This window comes from Sulfitobacter sp. CB2047, assembly GCF_000735125.2.
GTDB lineage: Bacteria > Pseudomonadota > Alphaproteobacteria > Rhodobacterales > Rhodobacteraceae > Sulfitobacter > Sulfitobacter pontiacus.
The window spans coordinates 3141352-3166674 of sequence record NZ_CP072613.1 but is presented as its reverse complement, the minus strand read 5'-3'; the positions used below and the strand labels follow the sequence as shown (position 1 = coordinate 3166674).

General features: G+C 59.9%; 26 protein-coding genes. 17 read left to right on the top strand and 9 right to left on the bottom strand.

Annotated elements, in window-relative coordinates; all coding sequences use genetic code 11:
- Positions 1-59: 59 nt before the first annotated feature.
- The 3 genes from IV89_RS15610 (at position 60) to IV89_RS15600 (ending at position 2837) form a co-directional block, all read left to right on the top strand.
- Entirely contained in the window at positions 60-848 is a 789-nt protein-coding gene (locus IV89_RS15610; RefSeq protein ID WP_037944884.1) for a trypsin-like serine protease, read from the top strand.
- Between the two features lie 157 nt (positions 849-1005).
- On the top strand, positions 1006-1476 hold the full coding sequence (locus IV89_RS15605) for an Hsp20 family protein (protein WP_005851048.1): 471 nt from the start codon (positions 1006-1008) through the stop codon (positions 1474-1476).
- Positions 1477-1616: 140 nt separating this feature from the next.
- Positions 1617-2837 (top strand): PLP-dependent aminotransferase family protein, encoded by a 1221-nt coding sequence (locus IV89_RS15600; protein WP_037943004.1) that lies wholly within the window; start codon positions 1617-1619, stop codon positions 2835-2837.
- 60 nt (positions 2838-2897) lie between these two features.
- Here IV89_RS15600 and IV89_RS15595 read toward each other — a convergent pair whose 3' ends face one another.
- The gene (locus IV89_RS15595; protein ID WP_037943006.1) at positions 2898-4373 is read right to left on the bottom strand and encodes an NAD-dependent succinate-semialdehyde dehydrogenase; all 1476 of its coding nucleotides are present in this window, start codon (positions 4371-4373) and stop codon (positions 2898-2900) included.
- A 94-nt stretch (positions 4374-4467) separates the two neighbouring features.
- Here IV89_RS15595 and IV89_RS15590 point away from each other — a divergent pair, with 94 nt between their 5' ends.
- The 5 genes from IV89_RS15590 (at position 4468) to IV89_RS15570 (ending at position 8846) form a co-directional block, all read left to right on the top strand.
- A complete protein-coding gene (locus IV89_RS15590) occupies positions 4468-5259 on the top strand; it encodes an alpha/beta hydrolase (protein ID WP_037943008.1) in 792 nt (263 codons plus the stop codon).
- Between the two features lie 120 nt (positions 5260-5379).
- The gene (locus IV89_RS15585; RefSeq protein ID WP_037943009.1) at positions 5380-6603 is read left to right on the top strand and encodes an aminopeptidase P family protein; all 1224 of its coding nucleotides are present in this window, start codon (positions 5380-5382) and stop codon (positions 6601-6603) included.
- A gap of 216 nt (positions 6604-6819) precedes the next feature.
- Positions 6820-7905 (top strand): histidine kinase dimerization/phosphoacceptor domain -containing protein, encoded by a 1086-nt coding sequence (locus IV89_RS15580; RefSeq protein WP_037943011.1) that lies wholly within the window; start codon positions 6820-6822, stop codon positions 7903-7905.
- A gap of 35 nt (positions 7906-7940) precedes the next feature.
- Positions 7941-8207, top strand: coding sequence for a hypothetical protein (locus IV89_RS15575; protein ID WP_037943013.1), 267 nt, complete (start codon positions 7941-7943; stop codon positions 8205-8207).
- A 12-nt stretch (positions 8208-8219) separates the two neighbouring features.
- On the top strand, positions 8220-8846 hold the full coding sequence (locus IV89_RS15570) for a DUF1523 family protein (RefSeq protein ID WP_005851059.1): 627 nt from the start codon (positions 8220-8222) through the stop codon (positions 8844-8846).
- 54 nt (positions 8847-8900) lie between these two features.
- Here the strand turns inward: IV89_RS15570 and IV89_RS15565 are convergent, their stop codons facing one another.
- Together IV89_RS15565 and IV89_RS15560 are read right to left on the bottom strand one after the other, a co-directional pair.
- The gene (locus IV89_RS15565) at positions 8901-9281 is read right to left on the bottom strand and encodes a histidine triad nucleotide-binding protein (RefSeq protein WP_005851062.1); all 381 of its coding nucleotides are present in this window, start codon (positions 9279-9281) and stop codon (positions 8901-8903) included.
- Between the two features lie 9 nt (positions 9282-9290).
- The gene (locus IV89_RS15560; protein ID WP_037943015.1) at positions 9291-10868 is read right to left on the bottom strand and encodes a DUF5928 domain-containing protein; all 1578 of its coding nucleotides are present in this window, start codon (positions 10866-10868) and stop codon (positions 9291-9293) included.
- A 158-nt stretch (positions 10869-11026) separates the two neighbouring features.
- On the opposite strand from IV89_RS15560, the gene IV89_RS15555 reads away from it, so the two are divergent.
- The 4 genes from IV89_RS15555 (at position 11027) to IV89_RS15540 (ending at position 14610) form a co-directional block, all read left to right on the top strand.
- Positions 11027-11845, top strand: coding sequence for a sulfotransferase family protein (locus tag IV89_RS15555; protein ID WP_037943017.1), 819 nt, complete (start codon positions 11027-11029; stop codon positions 11843-11845).
- A 94-nt stretch (positions 11846-11939) separates the two neighbouring features.
- A complete protein-coding gene (gene smpB, locus IV89_RS15550; protein ID WP_009825868.1) occupies positions 11940-12428 on the top strand; it encodes an SsrA-binding protein SmpB in 489 nt (162 codons plus the stop codon).
- 143 nt (positions 12429-12571) lie between these two features.
- A complete protein-coding gene (gene sseA / locus IV89_RS15545) occupies positions 12572-13426 on the top strand; it encodes a 3-mercaptopyruvate sulfurtransferase (protein ID WP_009825869.1) in 855 nt (284 codons plus the stop codon).
- Positions 13426-14610 carry an amino acid aminotransferase gene (locus tag IV89_RS15540; protein ID WP_037943020.1) on the top strand — a complete coding sequence of 395 codons (1185 nt, stop codon included), beginning with the start codon at positions 13426-13428 and terminating at the stop codon, positions 14608-14610. Before sseA ends, IV89_RS15540 begins: the two co-directional genes overlap by 1 nt.
- A 163-nt stretch (positions 14611-14773) precedes the next feature.
- On the opposite strand, the gene IV89_RS15535 is transcribed toward IV89_RS15540, so the two are convergent.
- Entirely contained in the window at positions 14774-16075 is a 1302-nt protein-coding gene (locus IV89_RS15535; protein ID WP_005851078.1) for an ammonium transporter, read from the bottom strand.
- 25 nt (positions 16076-16100) lie between these two features.
- Positions 16101-16439: a P-II family nitrogen regulator gene (locus IV89_RS15530; protein ID WP_005851080.1), complete on the bottom strand. Its 339-nt coding sequence runs from the start codon at positions 16437-16439 to the stop codon at positions 16101-16103.
- 256 nt (positions 16440-16695) lie between these two features.
- On the opposite strand from IV89_RS15530, the gene IV89_RS15525 reads away from it, so the two are divergent.
- Positions 16696-18867 carry a PBP1A family penicillin-binding protein gene (locus IV89_RS15525; RefSeq protein ID WP_180828601.1) on the top strand — a complete coding sequence of 724 codons (2172 nt, stop codon included), beginning with the start codon at positions 16696-16698 and terminating at the stop codon, positions 18865-18867.
- 134 nt (positions 18868-19001) lie between these two features.
- Here IV89_RS15525 and IV89_RS15520 read toward each other — a convergent pair whose 3' ends face one another.
- The 3 genes from IV89_RS15520 to IV89_RS15510 all read right to left on the bottom strand — a co-directional run bounded on the left by IV89_RS15520 (position 19002) and on the right by IV89_RS15510 (position 21766).
- Entirely contained in the window at positions 19002-19856 is an 855-nt protein-coding gene (locus tag IV89_RS15520; RefSeq protein ID WP_005851082.1) for a DUF481 domain-containing protein, read from the bottom strand.
- 156 nt (positions 19857-20012) lie between these two features.
- Positions 20013-20912, bottom strand: coding sequence for a LysR family transcriptional regulator (locus tag IV89_RS15515; RefSeq protein ID WP_005851083.1), 900 nt, complete (start codon positions 20910-20912; stop codon positions 20013-20015).
- Positions 20913-21016: 104 nt separating this feature from the next.
- A complete protein-coding gene (locus IV89_RS15510; RefSeq protein WP_037944886.1) occupies positions 21017-21766 on the bottom strand; it encodes a VacJ family lipoprotein in 750 nt (249 codons plus the stop codon).
- Between the two features lie 189 nt (positions 21767-21955).
- Between IV89_RS15510 and IV89_RS15505 the strand changes: the two genes are divergently transcribed.
- The 4 genes from IV89_RS15505 to IV89_RS15490 are packed head-to-tail and all read left to right on the top strand — an operon-like array spanning position 21956 to position 24718.
- Positions 21956-22414: a RidA family protein gene (locus tag IV89_RS15505; RefSeq protein WP_009825875.1), complete on the top strand. Its 459-nt coding sequence runs from the start codon at positions 21956-21958 to the stop codon at positions 22412-22414.
- Positions 22411-23172 carry a glycerophosphodiester phosphodiesterase family protein gene (locus IV89_RS15500; RefSeq protein ID WP_037943022.1) on the top strand — a complete coding sequence of 254 codons (762 nt, stop codon included), beginning with the start codon at positions 22411-22413 and terminating at the stop codon, positions 23170-23172. The genes IV89_RS15505 and IV89_RS15500 overlap by 4 nt, the downstream gene beginning before the upstream one ends.
- Positions 23173-23222: 50 nt before the next feature.
- Positions 23223-24410, top strand: coding sequence for a GNAT family N-acetyltransferase (locus tag IV89_RS15495; RefSeq protein WP_037943024.1), 1188 nt, complete (start codon positions 23223-23225; stop codon positions 24408-24410).
- A complete protein-coding gene (locus IV89_RS15490; RefSeq protein ID WP_037943025.1) occupies positions 24407-24718 on the top strand; it encodes a 4a-hydroxytetrahydrobiopterin dehydratase in 312 nt (103 codons plus the stop codon). Before IV89_RS15495 ends, IV89_RS15490 begins: the two co-directional genes overlap by 4 nt.
- An 87-nt stretch (positions 24719-24805) precedes the next feature.
- Here the strand turns inward: IV89_RS15490 and IV89_RS15485 are convergent, their stop codons facing one another.
- The gene (locus IV89_RS15485; RefSeq protein WP_005851093.1) at positions 24806-25294 is read right to left on the bottom strand and encodes a peroxiredoxin; all 489 of its coding nucleotides are present in this window, start codon (positions 25292-25294) and stop codon (positions 24806-24808) included.
- Positions 25295-25323 lie beyond the last annotated feature (29 nt).

Genomic DNA, 25323 nt, shown 5'->3' with positions numbered 1-25323 from the left:
GACCAGACCTCACCGAAGTAGGAGCGATATCCGTGCGCCGTTGGGTAGCCATCTCTATCATGTGCCTGACCGTCGCGACGGCCGGGCTTGCTCAGGATGCGCGGTTGCGCAGGCTGGACACGGGGGTGGATGCCGGCGCGTGGGAGGCCGTGGGCCGTCTGGATATCGGCGGTAAGGGGTTTTGCACCGGCGCGTTGATCGCGCCTCGTCTGGTGCTGACGGCGGCGCATTGTCTGTACGACAGGGAAAGCAAGCAGCGCATTGATCATGGCGAGGTAGAATTCCTTGCCGGTTGGCGCAACGGGCGGGCGGGGGCCTATCGCAATGTGCGCCGTGCGGTGGTGCATCCTGACTATGTCTACGACGGCGTCGTGTCCTCGGACCGTGTGCGCAACGATCTGGCCCTGCTCGAACTTGACCGGCCGATCCGCAATACCACGATCAAACCCTTCGACACCGCCCGCCGTCCGCGCCGTGGCGACCAGTTAGGGGTGGTGAGCTATGCCAAAGACCGGTCAGAGGCACCGTCCCTGCAAGAGGTCTGCAGCGTGCTGGCCCGCCAAGAAGGCGTGCTGGTGACCACATGCTCCGTCGATTTCGGGGCCAGTGGTGCGCCGATCTTTACCTTTGAAAACGGGGTGCCGCAGATTGTGTCTGTCGTATCCGCCAAGGCCCATGTCGAGGACAAGGAAGTGTCCCTTGGTACCGCGCTTGGTGCACCGCTGGCGCGGCTTCAGGCGGATCTGGTGGCAGGCAAGGGGGTGTTCCAAGGCGGAGGTGTTGTCAGCAAGCGCATCACGTCAGAGGATCGCCGCCGCACCACCGGCGCGAAATTCGTCAAACCCTGACCTTGTCATCAGGGGTGATTTTGTCCCCTTGAAACGCGATTTATCCATCCCCACATGCATGTCACCGGAACGCCTGTTGAGGGTTCCGGTAGACAACCCAGGGTCTGTCCATGGTGGAAGGCCTGAATGATTATCGCTCAAACGAGGATGAATACCTATGCGTAGTTTTGATTTTGCACCGCTGCACCGTTCGACTGTCGGCTTTGACCAGATTGCCAATCTGATGGATCGCGTGATGGCCAACGACGCACCGCAGCCAAGCTATCCCCCTTACAACATCGAAAAACTGGACGATGATTCCTATCGTATCAGCATCGCCGTCGCCGGCTTTACCGAAGGCGACCTGAGCGTTGAAGTCCGTGAAAAATCGCTGATCGTCTCGGCGCGCAAAGCTGATGAAGATACGGACAAGACCTATCTGCATCGTGGCATCGCGACCCGCGCGTTCGAACGCCGCTTCCATCTGGCGGATCACGTGCAAGTGACCGGCGCGGCCCATGCCGACGGTATGCTGCACATCGATCTGGAACGTCAGGTGCCCGAAGCGCTTAAACCGCGCCAGATCCAGATCGCACGTGCGCCAAAGGCGATTGAAAAGGATGTGGTTGACGCGAATACCGTCAACTAAGCGACACCTCTGTGACAGACGAAGCCCGGTGCATTTGCGCCGGGCTTTTTTATGCGCGCATGGGGGGCTAGGTCACAGTTGTTGACTTAAAATAGCGCAATGGGCACAGTGCCCCGATCCAGTCGGGGGAGGAACGCCGGATGTCACTGCAGGAAATATTTGCCACACGCGCCAATCGCATGAAGGCGTCGGAAATTCGCGAGCTGCTCAAGCTGTTGGACCAGCCGGATATCATCTCTTTCGCCGGTGGTATTCCTGACCCTGATCTGTTTCCAAAAGCGGCGTTTCAGGACGCTTTTGCCGAGGCGCTGAACGGGCCGATGGCGGCGCAGGGGTTGCAGTATTCCACCAGCGAGGGGCACAAACCTTTGCGCGTCTGGATTGCCGCGCAGATGCAGGCGATCGGTATTCCGGCGACGCCGGACAACATCCTGATCACCTCGGGCTCGCAGCAGGCGCTGGATTATCTGGGCAAGCTGTTCCTGTCGCCGGGGGATACCGCGCTGGTGGGCTGGCCGACCTACCTGGGGGCCTTGGGCGCCTTTAACGCCTACGAGCCGCGCTACGACAAGCTGGACCCGCTGAGCAACCGCAGTGGTGCGGATTATACCGCCGCCGCGAAAGAGGCAGGCGGCGCGGCCAAGTTCGCCTATCTTTCCGTTGATTTTGCCAATCCGACAGGGGCCACCGTCAGCCGCGCCGCGCGCGAGCGGGTGATTGATCTGGCCGAGGAAATGGACATTGCCGTGATCGAAGACGCGGCCTATCAGTCGCTGCGCTTTGACGGCGACGCGATCCCGCCGATCCTCGCGCTTGAGGCCGAACGCCGGAACGGCGATCTGGAAGCCTGCCGGACGATCTATTGCGGCAGCTTTTCGAAAACACTGTCGCCCGGGCTGCGTGTAGGCTGGGTCTGCGCCGCGATGCCGGTGATCTCGCAACTGGTGTTGATGAAACAGGCGGCGGATCTGCACAGTGCCACATTGAACCAGATCGCCGTGGCCTCGGTCGCGGAGCAGCATTTCGACAGCCACATCGACACGATCCGCAACGCCTACCGTGCACGTCGAGACGCTATGCTGGCAGCGCTGCAGGCGCATATGCCCGATGGGGTGAGCTGGACCAAACCCGAAGGCGGCATGTTCATCTGGGTGACACTGCCCGACACGCTGGACGGGGCCGATCTGCTGAAACAATCGCTGGAAAGCGAACGGGTCGCCTTTGTACCGGGGCACGCGTTTTTCGCGGACGGGTCGGGGCGCAATACCTTGCGGCTTAGCTATTCCACCTCGACCGAAGGCAAGATCGCGGAAGGGATCGAACGCTTGGGCCAGTTGATCACCCGCGCGCTGAACGGCTGAAACGAAAACGGGCGGCAGGATGATCCCGCCGCCCGTTTCTAATGCCAGATGATCCGCAGGTCAGACCGACATGCAGATGTACTTCATTTCCAGATAATCCTCGATCCCGTGGTGGCTGCCTTCGCGGCCCAGACCGGACTGCTTGACGCCGCCAAACGGCGCGACCTCGGTCGAGATGATGCCGGTGTTCACACCCACGATGCCATATTCCAGCGCCTCTGCGACCTTGTACACGCGGCTCAGGTCTTTGGCGTAGAAGTAGGACGCAAGACCAAAGATCGTGTCATTGGCCATCTCGATCACGTCGTCTTCGTTGTCGAACTTGAACAGCGGGGCGAGCGGGCCGAAGGTTTCCTCTTTCGAGACTTTCATATCCTGCGTCACACCGGTGATGATGGTCGGCGCGAGGAAGTTGCCCTCCATCTGCTCTTCTTTGCTGCCCAGCAGGATTTCGGCACCTTTCGACACCGCGTCCTCGACATGTTCTTTCACCTTCTCGGAGGCATCGCCGTTGATCAGCGGCCCCAGCTCTACGCCGTCTTCAAAGCCGTCGCCGACCTTCATCTTTTCAACGCGTGCTTTCAGCTTTTCAGCGAAGGCGTCATAAACACCGGCCTGCACATAGATGCGGTTCGCGCAAACACAGGTCTGGCCGTTGTTGCGGAACTTGCACAGGATCGCGCCTTCGACAGCGGCGTCCAGATCGGCGTCGTCAAAGACGATGAACGGCGCGTTGCCCCCCAGCTCCATCGAGCATTTCATGACCTGATCGGCAGCCTGTTTCAGCAAGATGCGGCCCACTTCGGTTGATCCGGTAAAGGTCAGTTTGCGCACGGCGGGGTTTTCGCAGAACTCCTTGCCCACGGCAGAGGAAGACGACGACGGCAGCACGTTGAACACGCCTGCGGGGATGCCCGCGCGTTCGGCCAGCACACCCATCACGATTGCCGACAGCGGTGTTTCCGCAGCGGGGCGCGCCACAAAGGCGCAGCCGGCGGCCAGCGCGGGCGCGGCCTTGCGGGTGATCATCGCGTTGGGGAAGTTCCAGGGCGTGATCGACGCGGCCACGCCGATGGGCTGCTTGATCACGGTGATCCGCTTGTCGCGCTGGTGGCCGGGGATGGTCTCGCCGTAGACGCGCTTGGCCTCTTCGCCGAAGAATTCGATAAAGGACGCGCCATAGGCGATTTCGCCTTTGGCCTCGCCCAGAGGCTTGCCCTGTTCAGCGGTCAGGATGGCCCCCAGATCGTCTTGGTTTTCCATCATCAGGTCGAACCATTTGCGCATGACGCCGGCCCGTTCCTTGCCAGTCCAGCTGGCCCATTCCTTCTGTGCCTTTTCCGCCTGGGCGATGGCACCGGCCACCTGCGCACGGCTGAGGTTGGCGACCTTGGCAATCACATCGCCGCGGGCGGGGTTCACTACATCAAAGGTGCCATCGTCGCCATCCACCCATTCGCCACCGATATAGGCGCGGGTCTCAAGCAGGCTTGGATCCTTGAGCATTGATTTCAGGTCAGTCTTTGCGTCAGTCATTTTGATCTCTCCGCTTTTGTCTGTGGTTACCCAAAGCAACAAACGCTATGATTGTCTAGTTCCAGTTCGTATCGGGACGCTGACGGAGGACCACATGCAGCTAGACGACGCCTATGCCAACGCCGCTTATATCGATAACGCAGAGGCATATCCGCCCCGCTGGAAAGACGCCGCAGCGGCATTCCGCAAGAAGCTGGGGTTTCGTGCGCAAAAGAATATCTCTTACGGGCCGACCGACCGCGAAATCTATGATCTGTTTGAACCCGAAGGCGTGTCGCGGGGCACGGTGATCTTTGTCCACGGTGGCTATTGGAAAGCGTTTGCTCCTGCCGATTGGTCCCATCTGGCGGCTGGCCCCCTGGCGCGCGGCTATGCGGTCGCGATGGTCGGCTATGACCTGTGCCCCGATGTGCGGATCAGCCAGATCACCGGACAGGTCGCCCGCGCCATTTCCGAGATCGCCAAACGCACCCAAGGTGCGCTGGCGCTTGTCGGCCATTCCGCGGGTGGGCAGCAGGTTGCCCGCATGACCGACCCGTTGATCCTGTCCGGCGATGTCCGCGACCGGATCGAGAATATCGTGTCCATCTCGCCCGTGGCAGATCTGATGCCGCTGTTGCAGACCTCTATGAACGACATCCTTCAGCTGGACGAAGCCGAAGCGACGGCAGAAAGCCCCGTGAACATGACGCCGCCCCATGGGGTGAACGTCACGATCTGGGTCGGGGCCGATGAGCGCCCCGCCTTTCTGGAGCAGGCCGAACAATTCTCGCGCGTGTGGGGGGCCAAGCAGTTCGTCGTCGAGGGGCGGCACCACTTTGACATTATCGACCTGCTGGAAGACCCCGACAGCGATATGGTGAAAGCGCTGCTTGGCATAAAGTGAGCCTTGATCGGGCCGCGCAAATCGGCGAGACAGGGGGCGGGTTGGGACGATGGCGTCGTCCTGCATTTCACGGCCCTTGCGTCCTGCACGCCGGGACCTTTCTGAGAAGGAGGGTCTGATATGACCAATACATCCAAAACCGCCCGTCCCGATATGTACCGTTTCCATAACGGCACGAAGTCTCCGCTGCCGTTTGACACCGCTGAATACGAAGCGCGTCTGGAAGAGCTGCGCGAACGGATGGATGCAGCCGGTGCGACGGCGGCGGTCTTCACGTCGATGCACAATATCGCCTATTATTCGGGCTTTCTGTATTGCGCCTTTGGTCGCCCCTATGGGCTGGTGGTGACTGAGACAGACTGTGTGACGATTTCCGCAGGCATCGACGCCGGTCAGCCGTGGCGCCGTAGCTTCTGCGACAACATCACCTATACCGACTGGCAGCGCGACAATTACTGGCGCGCCGTGGCCTCGGTTACGGGCAAGGGCGCGGTGATCGGCTATGAGGGGGATCACCTGACGCTAATGCAGCGCGACAAGCTGGAAGATTTCCTTGAGCCGGTGGTGATGATCGACCTTTTCGAGACGACCATGCGCCAGCGGATGCACAAGTCTCCGGCAGAGATTGCGTTGATCCGTCAGGCCGCTCAGGTTGCTGACGTGGGCGGCTATGCGATCCGCGATGCGGTCAAGGTCGGCGCGCGCGAGATCGACATCGCAATGGCAGGCCGCGATGCGATGGAGCTTGAGATTGCCAAGCGGTTCCCCGACGCCGAATACCGCGACACCTGGGTGTGGTTCCAGTCCGGCATCAACACCGATGGTGCGCATAATCCGGTTACCGCACGGCAGCTGGAGCGCGGCGATATCCTGTCGCTGAACACCTTCCCGATGATCTCGGCCTATTACGTGGCGCTGGAACGCACCATGTTCGCCGGAGAGGTGGACCCCGCAAGCCTGAAAATCTGGGAGGCAAATGTCGCTGCCCATGAATACGGGATGAGCCTGCTGAAGCCCGGTGTCAGCTGCGCCGATGTCACCCACAAGATCAACGCCTTCCTCGAAGAGCGTGACCTGCTGCAATACCGCACCTTCGGCTATGGTCATTCGTTCGGCGTGCTGTCGCATTTCTATGGCCGCGAGGCAGGGCTGGAGCTGCGCGAGGACATCGACACGGTGCTTGAACCCGGCATGGTCATCTCGATGGAGCCGATGCTGACCCTTCCCGAAGGTCAACCCGGCGCGGGCGGCTACCGCGAACACGATATTCTGGTGATCACAGAAGACGGCAACGACAATATCACCGGCTATCCTTATGGCCCTGATTTCAACGTCGTAGGCTGATTGCGCTGCCCCCCTTTACGGGGGGCAAACGCCCTTTTAGCGGTTGGGGGTAACCGCGAGTACAAACAGGGAATATGGCTTGACGTACTCTGTCACGTCGATATCTTGACGCATCGCTGTCGCGGGATGGGGGTGTCAGGCCATATCCGTGCCTATCGCCTGCATCCTTAGTCTTGTTAAAAGTGCTTTCCGCACGCTGTTTCGTGAGTGTTCCCGATGAAAGCATCTTTGATAGAACAAGAAGAAATGCGCCTCGCGTTGCTGCGGGGATATAATATTCTGGATAGCGCCCCCGAAGAAGGGTTCGACGACATCACGCGCCTCGCGGCAGAGATTTGCGAGGTGCCGATCGCGCTGATCTCTTTGGTGGATGAAGACCGCCAGTGGTTCAAATCCAAGGTCGGGCTTGAAATTGACGGTAGCGACATCACCGACAGTATTTGCGCCCATGCCATCGCGGGCGATGACTACCTGGAGGTGACCGACACCACCGCCGATCCGCGCACCGCTGACAATAATTTCGTCACCGGCGAGGATTCGATCCGGTTCTATGCCGGTGCCTTGCTGGAGGATGACAAGAATCTGCCGCTCGGGACGCTCTGCGTGCTGGATAAGAAACCGCATCAGCTGAATGATTTTCAGCGTCGCGCGCTCAAGGTGCTGGCGGGGCAGGCGATGCGGCAGATCGAGCTGCGCAAGGCCCTAGCCGATGCCGAGGTGCTGCGCAAAGAGGTCGACCACCGCGTGAAAAACTCGCTCCAGTCCCTAGAGGCATTGATCCGCATCCAGATCCGCAGCGAAAAATCCCCCGAAGCCCGCGCCGCGCTGGACACCATTCAGGGCCGCCTGTCGACCATCAGCAGCTTGCATGAAGCGTTGTACCTGACTGAAACCGGTGCCGCGGTGGATATCGCAGCCTTCCTGAAGAAGGTCGCCCATTCCACCAGTGAACAATTGCCCGACGGGGTGCAGGTGAACATAGAGGTCGATCAGGCGCATCTGTCGTCCCGCTCTGCGTCATCCGTGGGGATGATCGTGAACGAGGCGATGACCAACGCTGCGAAATACGCCTATGAGGGCCGCAAACGCGGGACACTCGACCTGCGCGGCGAACGCAAGGGCGGCTTCTACCACCTCAGCTGCATTGACGACGGCCCCGGTATTCCCAAAGATCGGACCACGGGCACGGGGCTCGGCATGCGCATCCTGCTTGCCGCCGCGCAGCAATTGGGCGGAGAGCTGGAAACCCCAGAGCGTGAAAGCGGCGGCGAGATCAAGATCGTCTGGCCCGTCACCGACTGACACCCGGCCCGGGACACAAGAGAGGCGCTGGGATTATGCTGGCTTTGTTAAGGTTGATCGTCATCGGGTTCGTCGTTCTAACGATCATCTATATCGCCCTGTCGATCTATTCGCGTCGGGTACGGCGCGGCAAGCTCTACCAGAAGTGGGCGCACGGGCCGCGTCTTGTGGATCGCGACATTTTCGTGCAACGAGGGCTCAAACGATATGACGGGTCGATCCGTCGCAAGCTGATCCTTGGGGTCTATATTGTCCCGGTGGGGCTGGTCATCCTGACCGTCTACCTCACCAACTTTAACTAAGGGGTAACGCCGATGGCGATCATCAAATGGACCTTCTGGGGTGTGATCTGGCTGATCATTGCCGCGTTCTTTCACTATACGCTGCCCCAGGTCGATATCGTGCGGATCACCGACACCTATGAAAAGCGCATCGACTTTGGCGAGAACTCGATCTTCTGGTCGCATGCGGATGTGGGCAACAGCACCGCTTTGGGTAACCGCGATGTTTTCTTCATCCAGACGCGTCGGGCCAAAGGCGACGTCATGGTTTACCGCAACGAGGATACCGGCTGGGGCTGGCCGCCGTATTTCAAATTCGACACGACCAACCTGCAGGCCGAGGCATCTGATCTGAAATCCGCCGCCGGTACGCCGCAGTATGTCGCGGTCAAGCATTACGGCTGGCGCAACGAGTTCCTGTCGATCTTCCCCAACGCGGTGTCCGTGCGCGTGGTGGACGGGCCGGATGCGAGCAAGGGAATCCCGTTCCTGAATATCATCATCCTGATCCTGTTTGCCGCGGTGGTCTATGCGATCTGGGTCCGCTGGCGTCGGTTCAAACGCGCGCGCATCGATCCGACGTTAGAGCGGCTGGAAGATGACATCGCCGAAAAGCAGGGCCGTTTCGCGCGCTGGCGGGCGGGTCGTAAAAACAAATAAGCGCGGCGCAAGATCACGCCGCGCCTTTTGCGCACTGATTGATGTCGTGACGGGTTAGCTGGGGCGCGCCACCATGCGCCCCATGGGCCGACCGCCCAGAATATGCACATGCAGATGCGGGACTTCCTGAACCCCATGCGCGCCGGCATTGGCGATCATACGAAACCCTTCGCCCGCGTCCAATGTAACCCCTTCGGCTTTGCAGACTTCCGAGATGGCGCGCACATAGCCCACGATTTCGGCATCGCTTGCCTCTGCCGCGAAGTGGTCAAAGCTGATGTAGGGGCCCTTGGGGATCACCAGCACATGCGTCGGCGCTTGGGGTTCGATATCGCGAAAGGCAAGCGCGTGGTCGGATTCATAAACGGTGTTGTTCGGGATTTCGCCGCGCAGGATTTTGGCAAAGATGTTCTGGTCGTCGTAGCTGTAAGCCATGGAATGTCCTTAATCGGTGAAAAGATAATGTGTGTCGGCAATGGGCTGCGCCTGTTCCGGAGAGATGCGCAGGAAAGCGGCCAGCGCCTCGGCATTGTCCTGCGCCGAGGCTGTTTCGCGCATCCGGGCGTAGTTTTCAAACTGCGCGTCGCGGATGCGGTCGGATTCAAGGGTCAGGTCGTTCCGGATGGTGGGCAGCAGCCGTTCCAGCGTGTCAGCCGAGGTGCGTTCGCCCGCCAGCCCTACGCGCATGGCGTGGCCGATCAGGTAGTCATCCGAGAACTGGCATTCGATCTCGAGGACCCGTGTCATCGACCGGTCAGAGGCAAAGTCGTTCAGCAGGTCGATATCGCCGGGGTCCATGCAGACGATCAGCCGGTCGGCCTCGTAATAGTCAAACAGCATCCGCATCAGGGACCGCCGGTGGCGGGTGCGCTTGCCCAAACTGTTCTGGATGCCGCCAAGATCGGGCAGGGGGGTGTCCTGTTCGCTGAAAAGATATTCGATCGCGGGCAGGTTGGTGACCTGACGCATCTGCTCTAGCACGCGTTTGGCGACATGCCACTTTTTGCACACGACAATCAGCAGCTCGCGCTCGCGCCCCAGCGTGCTCTCCGTCTCCCAGAAACGGGTAGAGAACCGCCGCCCGATCCGGCCCCGACCGGTCAGGAACTTGAACAGGTTGCGCCCTTCGTTGCTGATCTGCAGTTCGACATCCTTGGCCGAATAGAGCAACCCCAACCGGCGCTTGAGGTCCGTCGCCTCGCTGCTGATCTTGCGTGCGAACAGATAGTCTTGGGCCAGCAGCAGATCGTAGTGGTCGTTATAGAAGGTCACCGGCATGCCGTAGTCGGTAAACATCAGGAACGTCAGCGTGCGCGCACGAATTTCATTGTCGGGCACGATATGGCGCACGATGGTCTGAAAAAACGTCTCGTCCGGAATCCAGGTGGTCTTGAAAAACCGCATCACGTCTTTGCGCTTGCGGGTGAAGGCCATCACCGCCTCTATGGTCTGGCGGCGCAGGCACCACCACTGGCTGCCGATCTGGATTTGCAGGTCCGCAGGAATGTCGCGCGTCAGGCCAAGGCGTTTCTGCAGCTCGAACATGCCGTAGAACCGCTTTTTCTGGGTGCGCTCGTTGAACCAGTGACGGTAGATCAGCCGCTCTTCCTTCCAGCCGGTCTTGATCCAGTCGCTTTCGAAGTAATCAAAACTTTCGATAAAATCGACGTCGTTATCATCAAGGTAGTCGTGGATGTATTCGGCGGATTTGATTGCCATGCAATCGCCCGACAGCATGTAGAAGTGTGTGGCACGCGGAAAGGCATCAATCGCGCTTTCGACGGCGTTCAGCGTCGCCTGTACCAGCGACCATTCTCCCCAACCGCAGCGGATGCGTTTGCTTGCGAAGGTCACATTGGGGTTCTTGCCAAGCGCTTGGGTGATCTGTGCGAAATCGGTCGGGCTGGCCGAGGCGTCAAAATGGATCGACATGTAATCGCCAGACGCCGTCAATCTCTCCGCCTGCTTGATGATTGCAACGGGGTCTTTGTGACACAAAAGGATATAGGCAATTCTGGCCATCGCGAAACACGCATCCCCTCTGCTCTGGACGAGTTTGTTAGATAAAGGCGAACAGCGATTGAATAAACCGCGAATATTTGCTTTTTCTATATTTCAGGCCATTCTGTCGCCATAAATGGCAGCATAAGTGCGAAAAAATTTAGGAGGCAGAGCCGATTATGGGTTTCCCAGGGACATGGATGACAGAAAGCGAAAGCGTGGTCTACCGCGTGGTGCCCAAATGCGCCTGTTCGACGATCGGGCAGATCATGTTCTATTCGGACCATGGAGAATTCTTTGACGGCGACATCCATGACGCGAAATCGGGCATGCACAAATGGGCGCATGACGACTCTCAGCCGTTGATCACGCGCAATGTGGAAAACCACAAATCCTACGCCTTCACCTGCGTGCGCAATCCATATACCCGCATCCTCAGCTCTTTCTTCGACAAGATCTGCGGCATCCAGCGCAATGGCCGGCGGTATCGCGGCAATCTGGTGCCGCTGCTCGTGCAGAAATACGGGATCGAGGTCGGCGGCGATGACGGCAAGCAAGAGTTTGACCAGATCGCCAGCTTCCGCCGTTTCCTGCTGTTTGCCCGCGACACCATCCGCTGGCGTCGCCCGATGGACCCGGACATCCACTGGTCCGCGCAATCGGGGCATGTCAGCACGTTCATCGTGAACGGCGGCACCTATGACAAGATCATCTGGACAGAGAAGTTCAACGACGGCATGCAAAGCGTGCTGGATGCCATCGACACGCCCCATGCGGTGAACCTGTCCGACATTCCGCGGTTTAACGAATCCGAAGGCCACGGCCCCAAGCGCGCCCACCCGGTAGAGGATTACTTCGACGATCTGTCGATGCATCTGATGCGTGAGATCTTCAAAAAGGATTTCGAGCTGTTCAAATACGATTTCGACAATCCGGCAAACAAGATGCCCACGGGCGAGATCGACCTTGCCGAGGTGCACGCCAAGCTGGGCGACTAAGCGGGCAGGGCCGGCGCGCCCCGCCTGACGGTCCATGCGGTTATGCCCGCTGCGGCATCTTGCGCGCAGGGCCGCAACGCCCTACATCCTTGGCATGTCACAGGTTAAATCATCTTCCAAATCCGACCCGAACTACAAGGTCATCGCCGAAAACCGCCGCGCGCGGTTCGATTACGCGATCGACGATGATGTCGAATGCGGCATCATTCTTGAAGGGTCCGAGGTCAAATCCCTGCGCAACGGCGGTGCCAATATCGCCGAAAGCTACGCCGCCGTGGAAGATGGCGAGCTGTGGTTGGTGAACTCCTACGTCGCGCCTTACACGCAGGCCAAGACCTTCACCCACGAGGAACGCCGCCGCCGCAAGCTCTTGGTGTCCAAGAAGGAACTGTCGAACCTGTGGAATGAAACCCAACGCAAAGGCATGACGCTGGTCCCGATGGTGATGTATTTCAATCACCGTGGCATGGCCAAGATCAAGATCGGCATCGCCAAGGGTAAAAAGCTGCACGATAAACGGGAAACCGCCGCCAAGCGCGACTGGTCCCGCCAAAAGCAGCGTCTGCTGAAAGACCACGGCTGACGCCCCGTCCCGCTCTCGGGGTCTGAACGGAACACAATATGCCCAATTCCGGCCTGTGCTGCATGTGCACAGTCGCGGGCTCTTGCTTGCGGGGGCCGTCGCGGGTAGGCATTGAAAAACCTGTTCTAAAAGGGGGTGGACCCATGGCTGACAACCCGAAAACGCTTGTTTCAACCGATTGGCTGGCGCAGCACCTCAAGGATCCCGACCTGCGTCTGCTGGACGCGTCATGGTATCTGCCCGATGCAGGACGCGACCCCAAAGCCGAATATAATCAGGCGCATATCCCCGGTGCCCGCTTTTTCGACATCGACGAAATCTCGGATGGGCGGTCGGATATGCCGCATATGGCCCCGCCTGCTGAAAAGTTCATGTCGCGGATGCGCGCTATGGGTGTGGGCGACGGGCATCAGGTGGTGGTCTATGACGGGGCCGGCTTGCTGTCGGCTGCGCGTGTGTGGTGGCTGTTCCGTCTGATGGGGCAGGAAAATGTCGCCGTGCTGGATGGGGGCCTGCCCAAATGGGTCGCCGAAGGTCGCCCCACCGAAGACATGCCCCCGATCCCCCGCGACCGCCACATGACCGTGCGGTTCCAGAACCAACTGGTGCGTGATGTGACGCAGGTCGCTCAGGCGTCCAAGCTCAAGGCACCGCAGATCGTGGATGCCCGCGCAGCGGCCCGCTTTCGCGGCGACGCGCCCGAACCCCGCGAAGGCCTGCGCGCTGGCCACATCCCCGGGTCGCGCAACCTGCCCTACACAGAGCTGTTGAACGACGACAAAACACTGAAATCCGTAGCCGAGACCAAAGCGGCTTTTGAAGCGGCGGGCATTGACCTGTCGCACCCTGTGATCACGACCTGCGGGTCCGGCATCACCGCGGCGATACTCGCGCTGGCACTGGAACGGATGGGCCATACCGATTGGTCCCTTTACGATGGATCTTGGGCAGAATGGGGGATGTTCCCCACCGTGCCCGTTGCGACCGGAGACGCATAATGTTCGAAACCCTACAGGCGCAGCCCGCCGATAAAATCCTTGCCTTGATGCAGATGTACAAGGATGACCCCCGCGAGACCAAGATCGACCTTGGCGTGGGCGTGTACAAGGATGCCACGGGGCTGACGCCCGTCATGCGCGCGGTCAAGGCGGCTGAACACCAACTGTGGGAAGCCCAGACCAGCAAGGCCTATACCGGTCTGGCGGGCGACCCTGCCTTTGGCGATGCGATGGTGCAGATGGTGCTTGGCGATGCGGTCCCCCGCGCACAGGTCGCCGCCGCCGCGACCCCGGGCGGGACCGGCGCAATCCGTCAGGCGTTCGAGCTGATCCAGATGGCCCGTCCTCAGGCGCGGGTGTTTGTGTCGAACCCGACATGGCCGAACCATCTGTCGATCCTGAAATATCTGGGGATGGAGATGGTCCCCTACCGCTATTTCGACGATGAAACCCGTGGCGTTGATTTTGACGGCATGATCGCCGACCTCAAGACCGCGCAAAAAGGCGATGTGGTCCTGCTGCACGGCTGCTGCCACAACCCGACAGGGGCCAACCTGAACGCCGCCGAATGGGACGCGGTGATCAAAGTGTTGCAAGACACCGGTGCCACCCCGATGATCGATATCGCCTACCAGGGCTTTGGCGACGGGCTTGACGCGGATGCGGCGGCCACGCGCAAGGTCGCGGCGGCGGTGCCGGAATGTCTGATCGCGGCAAGCTGCTCCAAGAACTTCGGGATTTACCGCGAACGCACCGGGATCCTGATGGCGCTGTCGGCAGACACTTCGGCGCAAAAGCTGAACCAGGGCACGCTGGCCTTTCTCAACCGCCAGAACTTCAGCTTCCCGCCCGATCACGGGGCGCGCATCGTCACCACCATCCTGAACGACGACGCCTTGCGCAGCGACTGGATGGCCGAGCTCGAAGACATCCGCAACACCATGCTGGGTCTGCGCAGCCAGCTCGCGGGCGAACTTCAGCGTCTCTCCGGCTCTGACCGCTTCGGTTTCCTTGCCGAACACCGCGGCATGTTCTCGCGCCTCGGAACCTCGTCTGACATGGTCGAGAAGCTGCGCGAAGACCACGGCATCTATATGGTGGGTGACAGCCGCATGAACATCGCGGGGCTGAACGCCGAAACCGTGCCGATCCTCGCCAAGGCGATCATCGAGGTCGGCATCTAACCCGCCGCTTCACCCTTTCAAAAATACTCAAACCGCCGCGCTGGCATCTGGCGCGGCGGTTTTTGTTTGGGCGCATTCTCAGCTCTGCCCAGCATAACACGCGCGCAGCAAAAAGCCCGGGCGCGAACGCCCGGGCCTCTGCCTGCCTGCAGGAGTTTAGACCTTAGCTCTTGGAGAACTCAGGGTAGGCTTCCATGCCCAGTTCGGATACGTCCAGACCAGCGATCTCGGCTTCTTCGCTGACGCGGATGCCGGTGGTGGCTTTCAGGATCATCCACACGATCAGCGACACGATGAAGACAAAGGCACCGATTGAGGCAAAGCCGATGATCTGTGTCACAAAGGATGTGCCGTCGGTGTAGACGGGAACAACCAGCGTGCCCCAGAAGCCTGCGATCAGGTGAACCGGGATCGCACCGACCACGTCATCGATCTTGAGCTTGTCGAGGAAGGGCACCGCGAAGACCACGATCGCACCGCCCACAGCACCGATCCAGAGCGCACCGAAGAGCGTCGGGTCAAGCGGGCCAGCTGTGATAGAGACCAGACCAGCCAGCGCGCCGTTCAGCACCATTGTCAGGTCGGGCTTTTTGTACAGCATCTGGGTCAGGACCAGCGCGGCGATGGCACCGGCAGCAGCAGCCATGTTGGTATTGGCAAAGATCTGCGCAACAGCATCGGCATCGATCATCGACCCCATCGCCAATTGCGAGCCGCCGTTGAAGCCGAACCAACCCAGCCACAGGATGAACGTGCCCAAAGTGGCGAGCGGCAGGTTCGAACCCTGCATCGGGATCACACGACCGTCTTTGTATTTGCCGATACGGGGGCCAAGCACCAGCGCACCTGCCAGAGCCGCAAAGCCGCCCGCGGCGTGGACCAGAGTGGAGCCCGCAAAGTCGCTGAAGCCCGCGTCAGACAACCAGCCTGCGCCCCACTGCCAGCTTGCTTCGATCGGATAGATAAAGCCGGTCAGCACGATGGTGAAGATCAGGAAGGGCCACAGTTTGATACGCTCGGCCAATGTGCCCGAAACGATGGATGCGGTGGTTGCGCAGAACATCAGCTGGAAGAAGAAATCCGACGCGTTGGAATAGCCGCCTGCGTCAATCGCCGTCTTGATGTCCTTGGTTGCAAAAGTGCCGAACACGCCGGGGATGATCCACGCGTCGCCGGGGTACATGATGTTATAGCCGACCAGCCAGTAGAGAATGGCTGCCAGTGCGAAAAGCGCGATGTTCTTGGTCAGCTGGGTGGTCACGTTCTTGGACCGCACCAGACCGGCTTCGAGCATGGCAAAACCCGCGGCCATCCAGAACACCAGAAAGCCGCCGATCAGGAACAGGATCGTGTTGAAAATGAAAGCAGTGTCAGCCGCGGTTGCATACTCGGCCTCCTGCGCGAAACCCAAGGACGGCAGCAGCGTCGCTGCGGCGGCAAGGGGAATAAGAAGTCGTGATGTCATGTCGTCAATTCCTCGGACGTGGGGGTCAGATGGCGTCTTCGCCGGTTTCGCCGGTGCGCACGCGCACGGCTTGTTCAACGTCGAGGACAAAGATTTTGCCGTCGCCGATCTTGCCGGTATGTGCGGTGCGGGTGATCGTCTCGACCATCTGGTCGGCCAGCGCATCTGCGACCACCAGTTCAAGCTTCACCTTGGGTACGAAGTTCACGACATATTCAGCGCCGCGGTAGATTTCGGTATGGCCGGATTGGGCACCGAAGCCCTTGATCTCGGTCACCATCAGGCCACGCACGCCCGCTTCGGTCAGTGCTTCGCGCACCTCCTCGAGCTTGAATGGCTTGATTGTTGCGATAATGAGTTTCACCTATAATCCCTCTTCCAGATGGCAGGTACTTCCTGCGTTATGCCTTGGATAAAAGAGCGGCCGGTGCCCCTTGAAGGAAGAGTGCATCGCGCTTAGTGCCTCTCTGGGTGGGCGCGTTTGCCTGATTATTGGGCGCTGTGGGGAATGTGCCTAGTTATTGGGCGTTAATTAGACGGCGCAGCGGGGCGTCTGCGCTAAACAAACCGCGCTGTGCAGGATAGAGTGCGAAAAAAAAGAATGGTTCAGCGAGCAGCATATGAGTGATTCATCCAAACGGAAGCGGCCCTTGGTTGCCGATAAACGCACCGCGGGCAAAGGCGGCAAACCGCCCCGCAAGCCGGTCGCGAAAAAGGCTCCGGCCAAGCGCAAGCCGGCACGTCGTGCGCCTGCGCGCCCCAAGGGGCCTATTGGCTGGCTGGCCGCGCTGGTGCGGTGGGTCTTCCGTTTGATCTGGACGATCGTCTGGCGGGTGACTGCCGTGGCGGTGCTGATGGTTGCGTTGGCCGTCGGCTATTTCTACACCACGCTGCCGCCGCTCGAGGCGCTGCTGGATGGGCGTGCGCGAGGGTCTGTCACGCTCAAGGATCGCTATGGTGATGTCTTTGCATGGCGCGGGGATCAGTTCGGCGGCGTCGTCACCGCAGACAGCGTATCCCCCGCGCTTAAGAACGCGGTGATCGCGACAGAGGACAAACGCTTCTATCGTCACTTTGGTGTCAGCCCGCGCGGCATCGCTTCGGCGGTCAAGATCAACCTGAGCGAAGGCCGCGGACCCTTGTCCGGTCACGGGGGGTCGACGATCACGCAGCAGGTGGCCAAGCTGCTGTGTTTGGGTGAACCCTATGATGCGTCGTCGGGGCAGACGGAAAAGGAATACGAAGCCGAATGTCGCCGGTCCTCGCTGTCGCGCAAGGGCAAGGAAGCCCTGTTCTCCATGGCGATGGAAGCGAAGTATTCCAAGGATGATATCCTGTCGATCTACCTCAACCGCGCCTATATGGGCGGCGGTGCCTTTGGGGCCGAAGCCGCGGCGCAGCGTTTCTTTGGCAAACCAGCCGCCGCGTTGAAGCCTGCCGAGGGCGCGATGCTGGCGGGTCTGTTGACCGCACCGACCACCCTGTCACCGACCAATAATCTTGATCGGTCGCAAAGCCGTGCGGCAACCGTGATCCGCCTGATGGAGGATCAGGGCTATCTGTCAAAGGCCGAAGCGGATAACGCCATTGCCAACCCCGCAGAGCTGTCAGAAGCCGCAGAGGCCGAGGCGGGCGGCTATTTCGCGGATTGGGTGATGTCGTCGGGGCCGGAGTTCTTTACCCGCAACACGACCGAGGATGTGGTGATCAAGACCACCCTTGACCAAAAGATCCAGCGCGCCGCCGAGGAAGGTCTGAGCTGGGTGTTCGAAAACAAGGTCCGCGAAGGCTCCAAAGCGCAGGCGGCTGTGGTGATCATGTCTGCTGACGGGGCCGTGCGTGGCATGGTCGGTGGGCGCAAGACCAAGGTCGCGGGGGCCTTTAACCGCGCGACACAAGCGATGCGCCAGACCGGCTCTGCCTTCAAACCGTTTATCTATGCAGCGGCGCTGGATCTGGGGTATTCGCCGAACGATCTGATCGAAGACGCGCCCTATTGTCTGAACGTGCCCGGGTCGGGCCAATGGTGCCCGAAGAACTATACCAACAGCTTCAAGGGTAACGTGACGCTCACCACCGCGCTCAAGGATTCGCTGAATATTCCGGCGGTCAAAGTCTCGGAGAGTGTCGGGCGCGATGTGGTCAGCCAGGTGGCAGAGCAGTTCGGCATCAAAAGCGATCTGGCCGTTGGTCCGGCGCTGGCGCTCGGGGCGTCCGAAAGTACGTTGCTTGAAATGACAGGTGCCTATGCCGGCATCCTGAACGGCGGGTCATCCGTTAAACCCTATGGGCTGATTGATCTGACGTTGCAGGGCGACACTGATCCGGTAATGGGCACCGGCGGCGGTATCGGCGAACGGGTCATTCAGGAAGATGCCGCGCTGCAACTGGTCTATATGATGGAAAAGGTCGTGTCCGAAGGCACGGGGCAGCGGGCGCAATTTGGTGGTCGTGAACTGGCCGGTAAAACGGGCACGACACAGGCCAACCGCGACGCGTGGTTCATCGGTTTCTCCGCCGACTACGTGGCCGGTGTCTGGATGGGCTATGACGACAACACGCCGTTGACCGGTGTATCGGGGGGCGGGTTGCCCACCGAGATCTGGCAGCAGGTCATGATGCGCGTTCACGAAGGGCTGCCGAATACGCCGCTGCCGATGATCGTGCCGGAACCGCCAGTGGTGCAAGCCCCGCCGCAGCCTCAGCAACCGGCACAGCCGCAGCGGGTGCCACGTCAGGACAACCCACTGGGCGTCATCGACAGGGTGCTGCGCGATATCTTTGGCGGGTAAACACCCTGCCTCTGCCGCAGCACAATGCTTTGAAAACGAAAGAAGGGAGGCCGGATTATTCCGGCCTCCCTTCCTTTTGTCGCATCCCCGAAGGCGGTACGAGGAGACCCGCCCCCGGGGTTTGACGGTCTGGCTTAGAAGCCCAGAACCAGCGACACACCCAGGGTGTTGTCAGTGGATTTCAGGCCCGCAACCGGATCGGTGTTGTAGTCGGTACGGTAGCTTACGCGTGTCGACAGGTTGTCGGACATCTTGTAGTTGATGCCAGCGTCGTTCGACACGATGGTGTTCACGTCAGAGCCGACAATGTCGGTGTCCATGGTGAAGGATACGATGTCGTTGAACGCGTAGAAGTAGCGCGACGAGGCGATGAAGCCGACTTCGGTTTCGGAGGTGCCGGTTGCGTCTTTAAAGTAGCGTACACCGGGGCCCGCTTGAACGCGCCATGTGTTGTCTTCTTTATTGATCGCGCGGTAACCCGGACCAAAGCCCAAGAATGCGTCTGTTTCGGAACCGTCAACGGCTGCACCGGATGTGTCGGTCAGGTAACCGTCATATTGATAACGGGCCAGGCCGAACGCATAGAACTCGGGTGTGAAGTAGCGGCTGCCTTCATAGGTACCAAAGAACTTCTCTTCGCTCTTGGTGCCGTTTGCTTCGCCGTATTCTACCGCAAAACCAACCAGGTGGTTCCAGTCGCCGACACCGTATGTCAGGCGGCCAGCGCCCGATACTTCGCCGTTGTCTGTGTTGCCGCTGGTGCCCGATGCGGACAGGGCGAAAGACCCGCGCCAGCCTTGGGCAACGCCATTGGCGCCATAACGTTCTGCGTCGGTGCCGCGGGCCAGGTCGGTGTTCACATCATCGGTGATGTCGTCGATCTGGTCGTTCAGCGTTTCAATGCCAAGCGCACGTTGCTGCGCGAAAACGGGAGCAGCAGCCAAGAGTGCGATTACGGAAACCGCGGACGCTTTAAGTACTGTATTCATTGGGGAATCCTTTCCCTTAGAAGTGACCCGCCTCGTTGACTGAGGCGAGAGCATCTCTGCTGAGAATGGATTTAAGACAGGGGGTCAGATAAGTGAAATTCGAATAAATCGTGCATGAAGCAAGTATTACTCGTGTTAACTGCCCTTGAAGCGGAATTAAGGCGTGTTTTGCCCGTTGTCCAAGCTCTCGATCAGAATATTCTGTTGATTTTCAGCCGCTTGAGCGAGGTCCATCAAACTACGCCGTGCGATCGACAGCATCTCGGGGTCCAGATCTTCGCGCCAGACCACCCATGCGGGGTACGCAAAGCGTGGGGAATTTGCCACAACATGCAGTTTTCCAACGTCGAGATACCGTTGCACTGCCCGTGCGGGCAGGTAGGCAGCGGCGCGACGGTTGACGATATAGTCGGCCGCAAGCCCGCCAAGGGCTAATGATCGCCCCGAATTGGTCAGATGGGGCAGGGCGCTGGCGTGCATATGTGTAAACTCCGGCCCCCAGTCGACCGCGACATATTCTTTGCCAAGGTCTTTGACGTCCGTTTCAAAGGACGCGACGAGAATCAGTTCTTCCTCCAGCACGGGTTCGACACGCAAACCGGGGCGCAGCTGCGGAGTGTAAAGCAAGGCGGCCTGAATAACCCCTTCGACCAGAAACCGCGTCAGCCGGTCGGACATGCCCATTTCGGCGTGAATACTAAGTTCGGGCATCATCGCTTGCATCGCGTCGATCCAGCGAAAGCCAAGCTTGTGCCACAGCGCGTGCTGTGCGCCGAAAGAAAAGCTGCGGCTGTATCCTTCGGGGATGGCGATCTGCTGCCGGGCTTCTTCCCATATCTTAAGAAGGCTTAGCGCGTATGAGGTGAATTGTTCGCCTTCCGAGGTCAGCACCGCCCCCGCTTTCGATCGTTTGAACAGCGGGTGGCCCAGGCTGTCCTCAAGCCGTTGCACGCGCAGGCTAACAGCGGATTGCGTGACAAACAGCCGTTCGGAAGCAGCGACAAAAGAGCCGGTGTTGGCGACTTCGATAAAGGTTTTGATCAGGGTGATATCCATGCCCTGATAATGATCCTCCGCAGGCCCGTTGCCAAGCTGCCCTGACCTGAATCGCGCGCCCCTATCCGAAAGAGACCGGAAGGGAGGCGCGTGTTATTTGATGCTTAGTCAACCATGCGCGGGCCGGTGGTGGCGGCGATGCTGGTGGGGCGCGACAGATCGGCACGGCGCTTTTGCAGATAGTCCTGACGTGCCTGGGCATAGCTGTCACCCGATGCGGACATCGGCACTTGCTTGCCATTCACGATGCGGCGGTTTTTCTCGAATGCGCTATCGGCATAGCCGGTGACGGTGCCGACGTAGCTTTCGGGGCTATCAAGCGTATAGGACAGCGGGTTGGTGAACAGGTCCACCACGCGGCCGGCGGTGTCGCGGCGGGTCGATGGGCCGATCAGCGGAAGTTCGATATACGGGCCTTCGCCCACACCCCAGACATACAGCGTTTCGCCAAAGTCGGTATCATGCTCGGGCACTTTGAATTCGCTCGCGACGTCGAACAGGCCGCCCATCCCAAGCGTGCTGTTTACCAAGAAGCGGTAGGTAGACAGGCCAAAGCCCGCGACATCGGCCTGCAAGGCGCTGTTGACGGCAGCTTGCGGCATCGACAGGTTCTCGGAGACGTTATGCACGACCGTCTGGAATTCGATCGGCACCGCCCCCAGCACGCGGTTGGGTTTGCCCGATCCGCCGATCTTCTGATTGAAGGCGTGGACCTTGCGGTTACCGACCTCGTGCGGGTCATTGACCCCTGCGGGCTGGGGGCGCGATGCACCGCTACAGGCGGCAAGACCTGCAACCAAAGTGACACCCACAAGGGCGCGCAGCGATGTGGAGAGGGTCGTGGCCTTGAACATGGTATAAATCCCGAAAACGCGTGAAAAACATGGTTTGTTATGCGCAGCGTCCCCGAAATACGCAACATGAGTTTCCTTGGGCATCTCGCGTTGGTGGCAGGTGTTGCAGTTCCTCCCTCTTGGGTCTTTTCGTTTCGGCATCGCATCGCTATCGTCCCGCCAAAGCCATTCATTCCAAGGAAGTCCCCCATGAGCATCACCAGCCGTCTGAACGATCTTGGCGTCACCCTGCCTGACGCACCTGCCCCTGCGGCGAACTATGTGCCCTTCGTGAAAACCGGCAACACGGTCTATGTTTCGGGCCAGATCTCGAACGGGCCGGACGGGTTCATCACTGGAAAACTGGGCGCGGATATGGATGTCGCCGCGGGTGCCGAAGCCGCCAAGACCTGCGCGATCAGCTTGCTGGCGCAAGTCAAAGCCGCATGTGACGGCGATATCGAACGGCTCAAGCGGGTGGTAAAGCTGACGGCCTTTGTGAACTCCACCGCCGATTTCACCGACCAGCCCAAAGTGGTTAACGGGGCCTCTGACTTCCTTGTCGAAGCTTTGGGGGATGCGGGGCGTCACGCGCGCTCGGCCGTTTCTGCCGCTTCCTTGCCGCTGGGTGTCGCGGTCGAGATCGAAGGCATTTTCGAAATCGAATGACCCTACCACAGGCGTTTTATACGACCCCTATTGCGCATCGCGGTTTTCATCACCGCGATGCCGGTCGGCCCGAAAACAGCTTTGCCGCCTTTCAGGCCGCGATTGATCGGGGCTATGGCATCGAGCTTGATGTGCAACTGTCACGCGATGGTGTGGCGCTGGTGTTTCACGACTATGCGCTGGATCGCCTGACAGGCCAGACCGGTGCCATCCGGCAACGCGATGCGGATGACCTGTGCCAGATTACGCTCACCGGCGGCAACGACACTATTCCCACCCTGCCGCAGGTACTGGAACTGATCGCAGGACGCGTGCCGCTGCTGGTCGAGATCAAGGATCAGGACGGTGCAATGGGGACGGACATCGGACCGCTGGAAGATGCGGTGGCAGAAGCCCTGCGCGACTATGTGGGCGATGTGGCGGTCATGTCGTTCAACCCCAACAGCGTCGCGCGGATGGCAGAGCTGCTGCCGGATGTGCCGCGTGGATTGGTGACCAGCGCCTATCGCTATGTCGAATGGCCGCTGCCCAAAGCCACCTGCGACCGCCTGCGCGAGATCCCCGATTACGACCGCACCGGTGCGTGTTTCATCAGCCACGAGGTCGACGATCTGCCCCGCCCCCGCGTGGCAGAGCTGCGCGAGGCAGGCGCGATGATCTGCTGCTGGACCGTGCGCAGCCTTTCAGTTGAAAACGGCGCACGCGAATTTGCGCATAATATCACCTTCGAAGGCTATGACGCGCCGCTGCAAGGTTGAACCGTCCGGCTTCGGCCACAGATAAGGCCTATGACAACGGGACATCCAGTATGAACGCGCGCGACGTCGAAATCAGAATTGCCTCGCGCATCGCGCAAATCGGTCAGGCGGAATGGGATGCCTGTGCCTGTCCCGAAGCCGCCGGGGGTGCGCGCCCCGCGGACCCTTTCACCACCTTTCGTTTCCTTTCAGCGCTAGAGGAAAGCGGCAGCGTCGGCCCCGGTACGGGGTGGCAGCCGCAATACCTCAGCGCTGCCATTGACGGGCAAATCATCGCGGTCGCGCCGATGTACGCCAAGTCACACAGTCAGGGTGAATACATCTTTGACCACAGCTGGGCCCATGCGTTTGAACGGGCGGGCGGGCGCTATTACCCCAAGCTGCAGATCGCCGTGCCCCATACCCCTGCCACGGGTCGCCGTTTCCTGACCCGTCCGGGGTTTGAAAAGACAGGCACCGCGGCCCTCATTCAGGGGGCGGTTCAGCTGACCGATTCAAACGGGCTGTCGTCCCTGCACATTACCTTTTGTACCCAGGACGAGGCCAGCGCCGCAGAGCAACTGGGCCTGCTGGCCCGCAAAAGCCAGCAGTTCCACTGGCATAATGCGGGCTTTGAGGACTTCGACGGGTTTCTTGCCACGCTCAGCTCGCGCAAGCGCAAGAACATCCGCAAGGAACGCCAGCAGGCACAGGCCTTTGGCGGAGAGATAGAGGTGTTCACCGGTGACGATTTGCAGCCCGAACATTGGGATGCCTTCTGGCAATTCTATCAGGACACTGGCGCGCGCAAATGGGGCACGCCCTATCTGACACGCGCATTCTTCGACATCGCCCAGGACCAGCTACGCGACGACATGGCACTGGTGCTGGCCAAGCGGGATGGTGCATGGGTGGCGGGCGCGCTGAACTTTATCGGTGCCGATGCGCTTTATGGGCGCTATTGGGGCTGCACCGAACATCATCCGTTCTTGCACTTTGAACTGTGCTATTATCAGGCCATCGATATCGCGATCAAACTGGGCCTTTCTACCGTCGAGGCAGGTGCGCAGGGGGAACACAAGCTCGCGCGCGGTTACCTGCCACAGGCGACGTGGTCGCTGCATTGGATGCGGGACGAGGGTTTTATGCGCGCTGTTGAAGACTATCTTGTACAGGAACGGGCAGCCGTTGACGAAGAGATAGACATTTTGACAGATTACGGCCCATTCAAAAGGGTCGAGGTTGAGGAACAGGAATGAGCGAAAGATTAAGCGAAGAGACGCGCAAAACCGTATTGGCCCCCTTGTTCAGCACAGGCTGGGCTATGGTGGAGGACCGGGATGCGATCGTCAAAACCTTCAAGTTCAATGATTTCGCGGATGCGTTCGGCTGGATGACCCGCGCGGCGATCTGGGCCGAGAAATGGAACCACCATCCAGAGTGGGAGAACGTTTATAACAAGGTGACCGTCACCCTGACGACCCATGACGTGGACGGCCTAAGCTCGCTTGATGCCAAGCTGGCGCGCAAAATGGATGGATTGATGGGCGAGGTCAAAGCGGGCTAAGTCACCATTGACCGTCGCATTATCCAATGAAAAACGCAGCCCCGGTGCCCCCGCGGCTGCGTTTTTCATTTTCAGGGTCGTGCCGGATTACATGTTGTCCAGCAGCGCCTCGCCGCCCGACATGTCGCAGACGCCGGGCTGTACCTCGGCCTGGAATAGCGTGACCTTGCCGTCATCCACCAGCATCGCATAGCGTTTGGAGCGCGAGATCAGCCCCGCGGGCTCGGCCGAGAATTCCATGCCGATGGCTTTGGTAAAGGCGCTGTTGGCATCGGCGAGCATGGTGATGCCAGCCGCCGTCGCGCCTGTCGATTCACCCCAAGCGGCCATAACAAAGGGGTCATTGCAGGACACGCAGATGATCTCGTCCACGCCTTTGGCGTCGAACTGGTCCTTGGTGCGCACAAAGCTGGGCACATGGGCGGAATCGCAGGTGGGCGTATAGGCACCGGGCACGGCAAAGACGACGACCTTGCGGCCCTTTAGCTTGTCAGCCATCTGCACAGGCTGCGGGCCGTCCGGCCCCATTTGCACCAGCGTTGCATCGGGCAGCGTGTCGCCTTGGGAAATCGTCATATGCGTGACCTTTCGTGTCATTGCGTTTG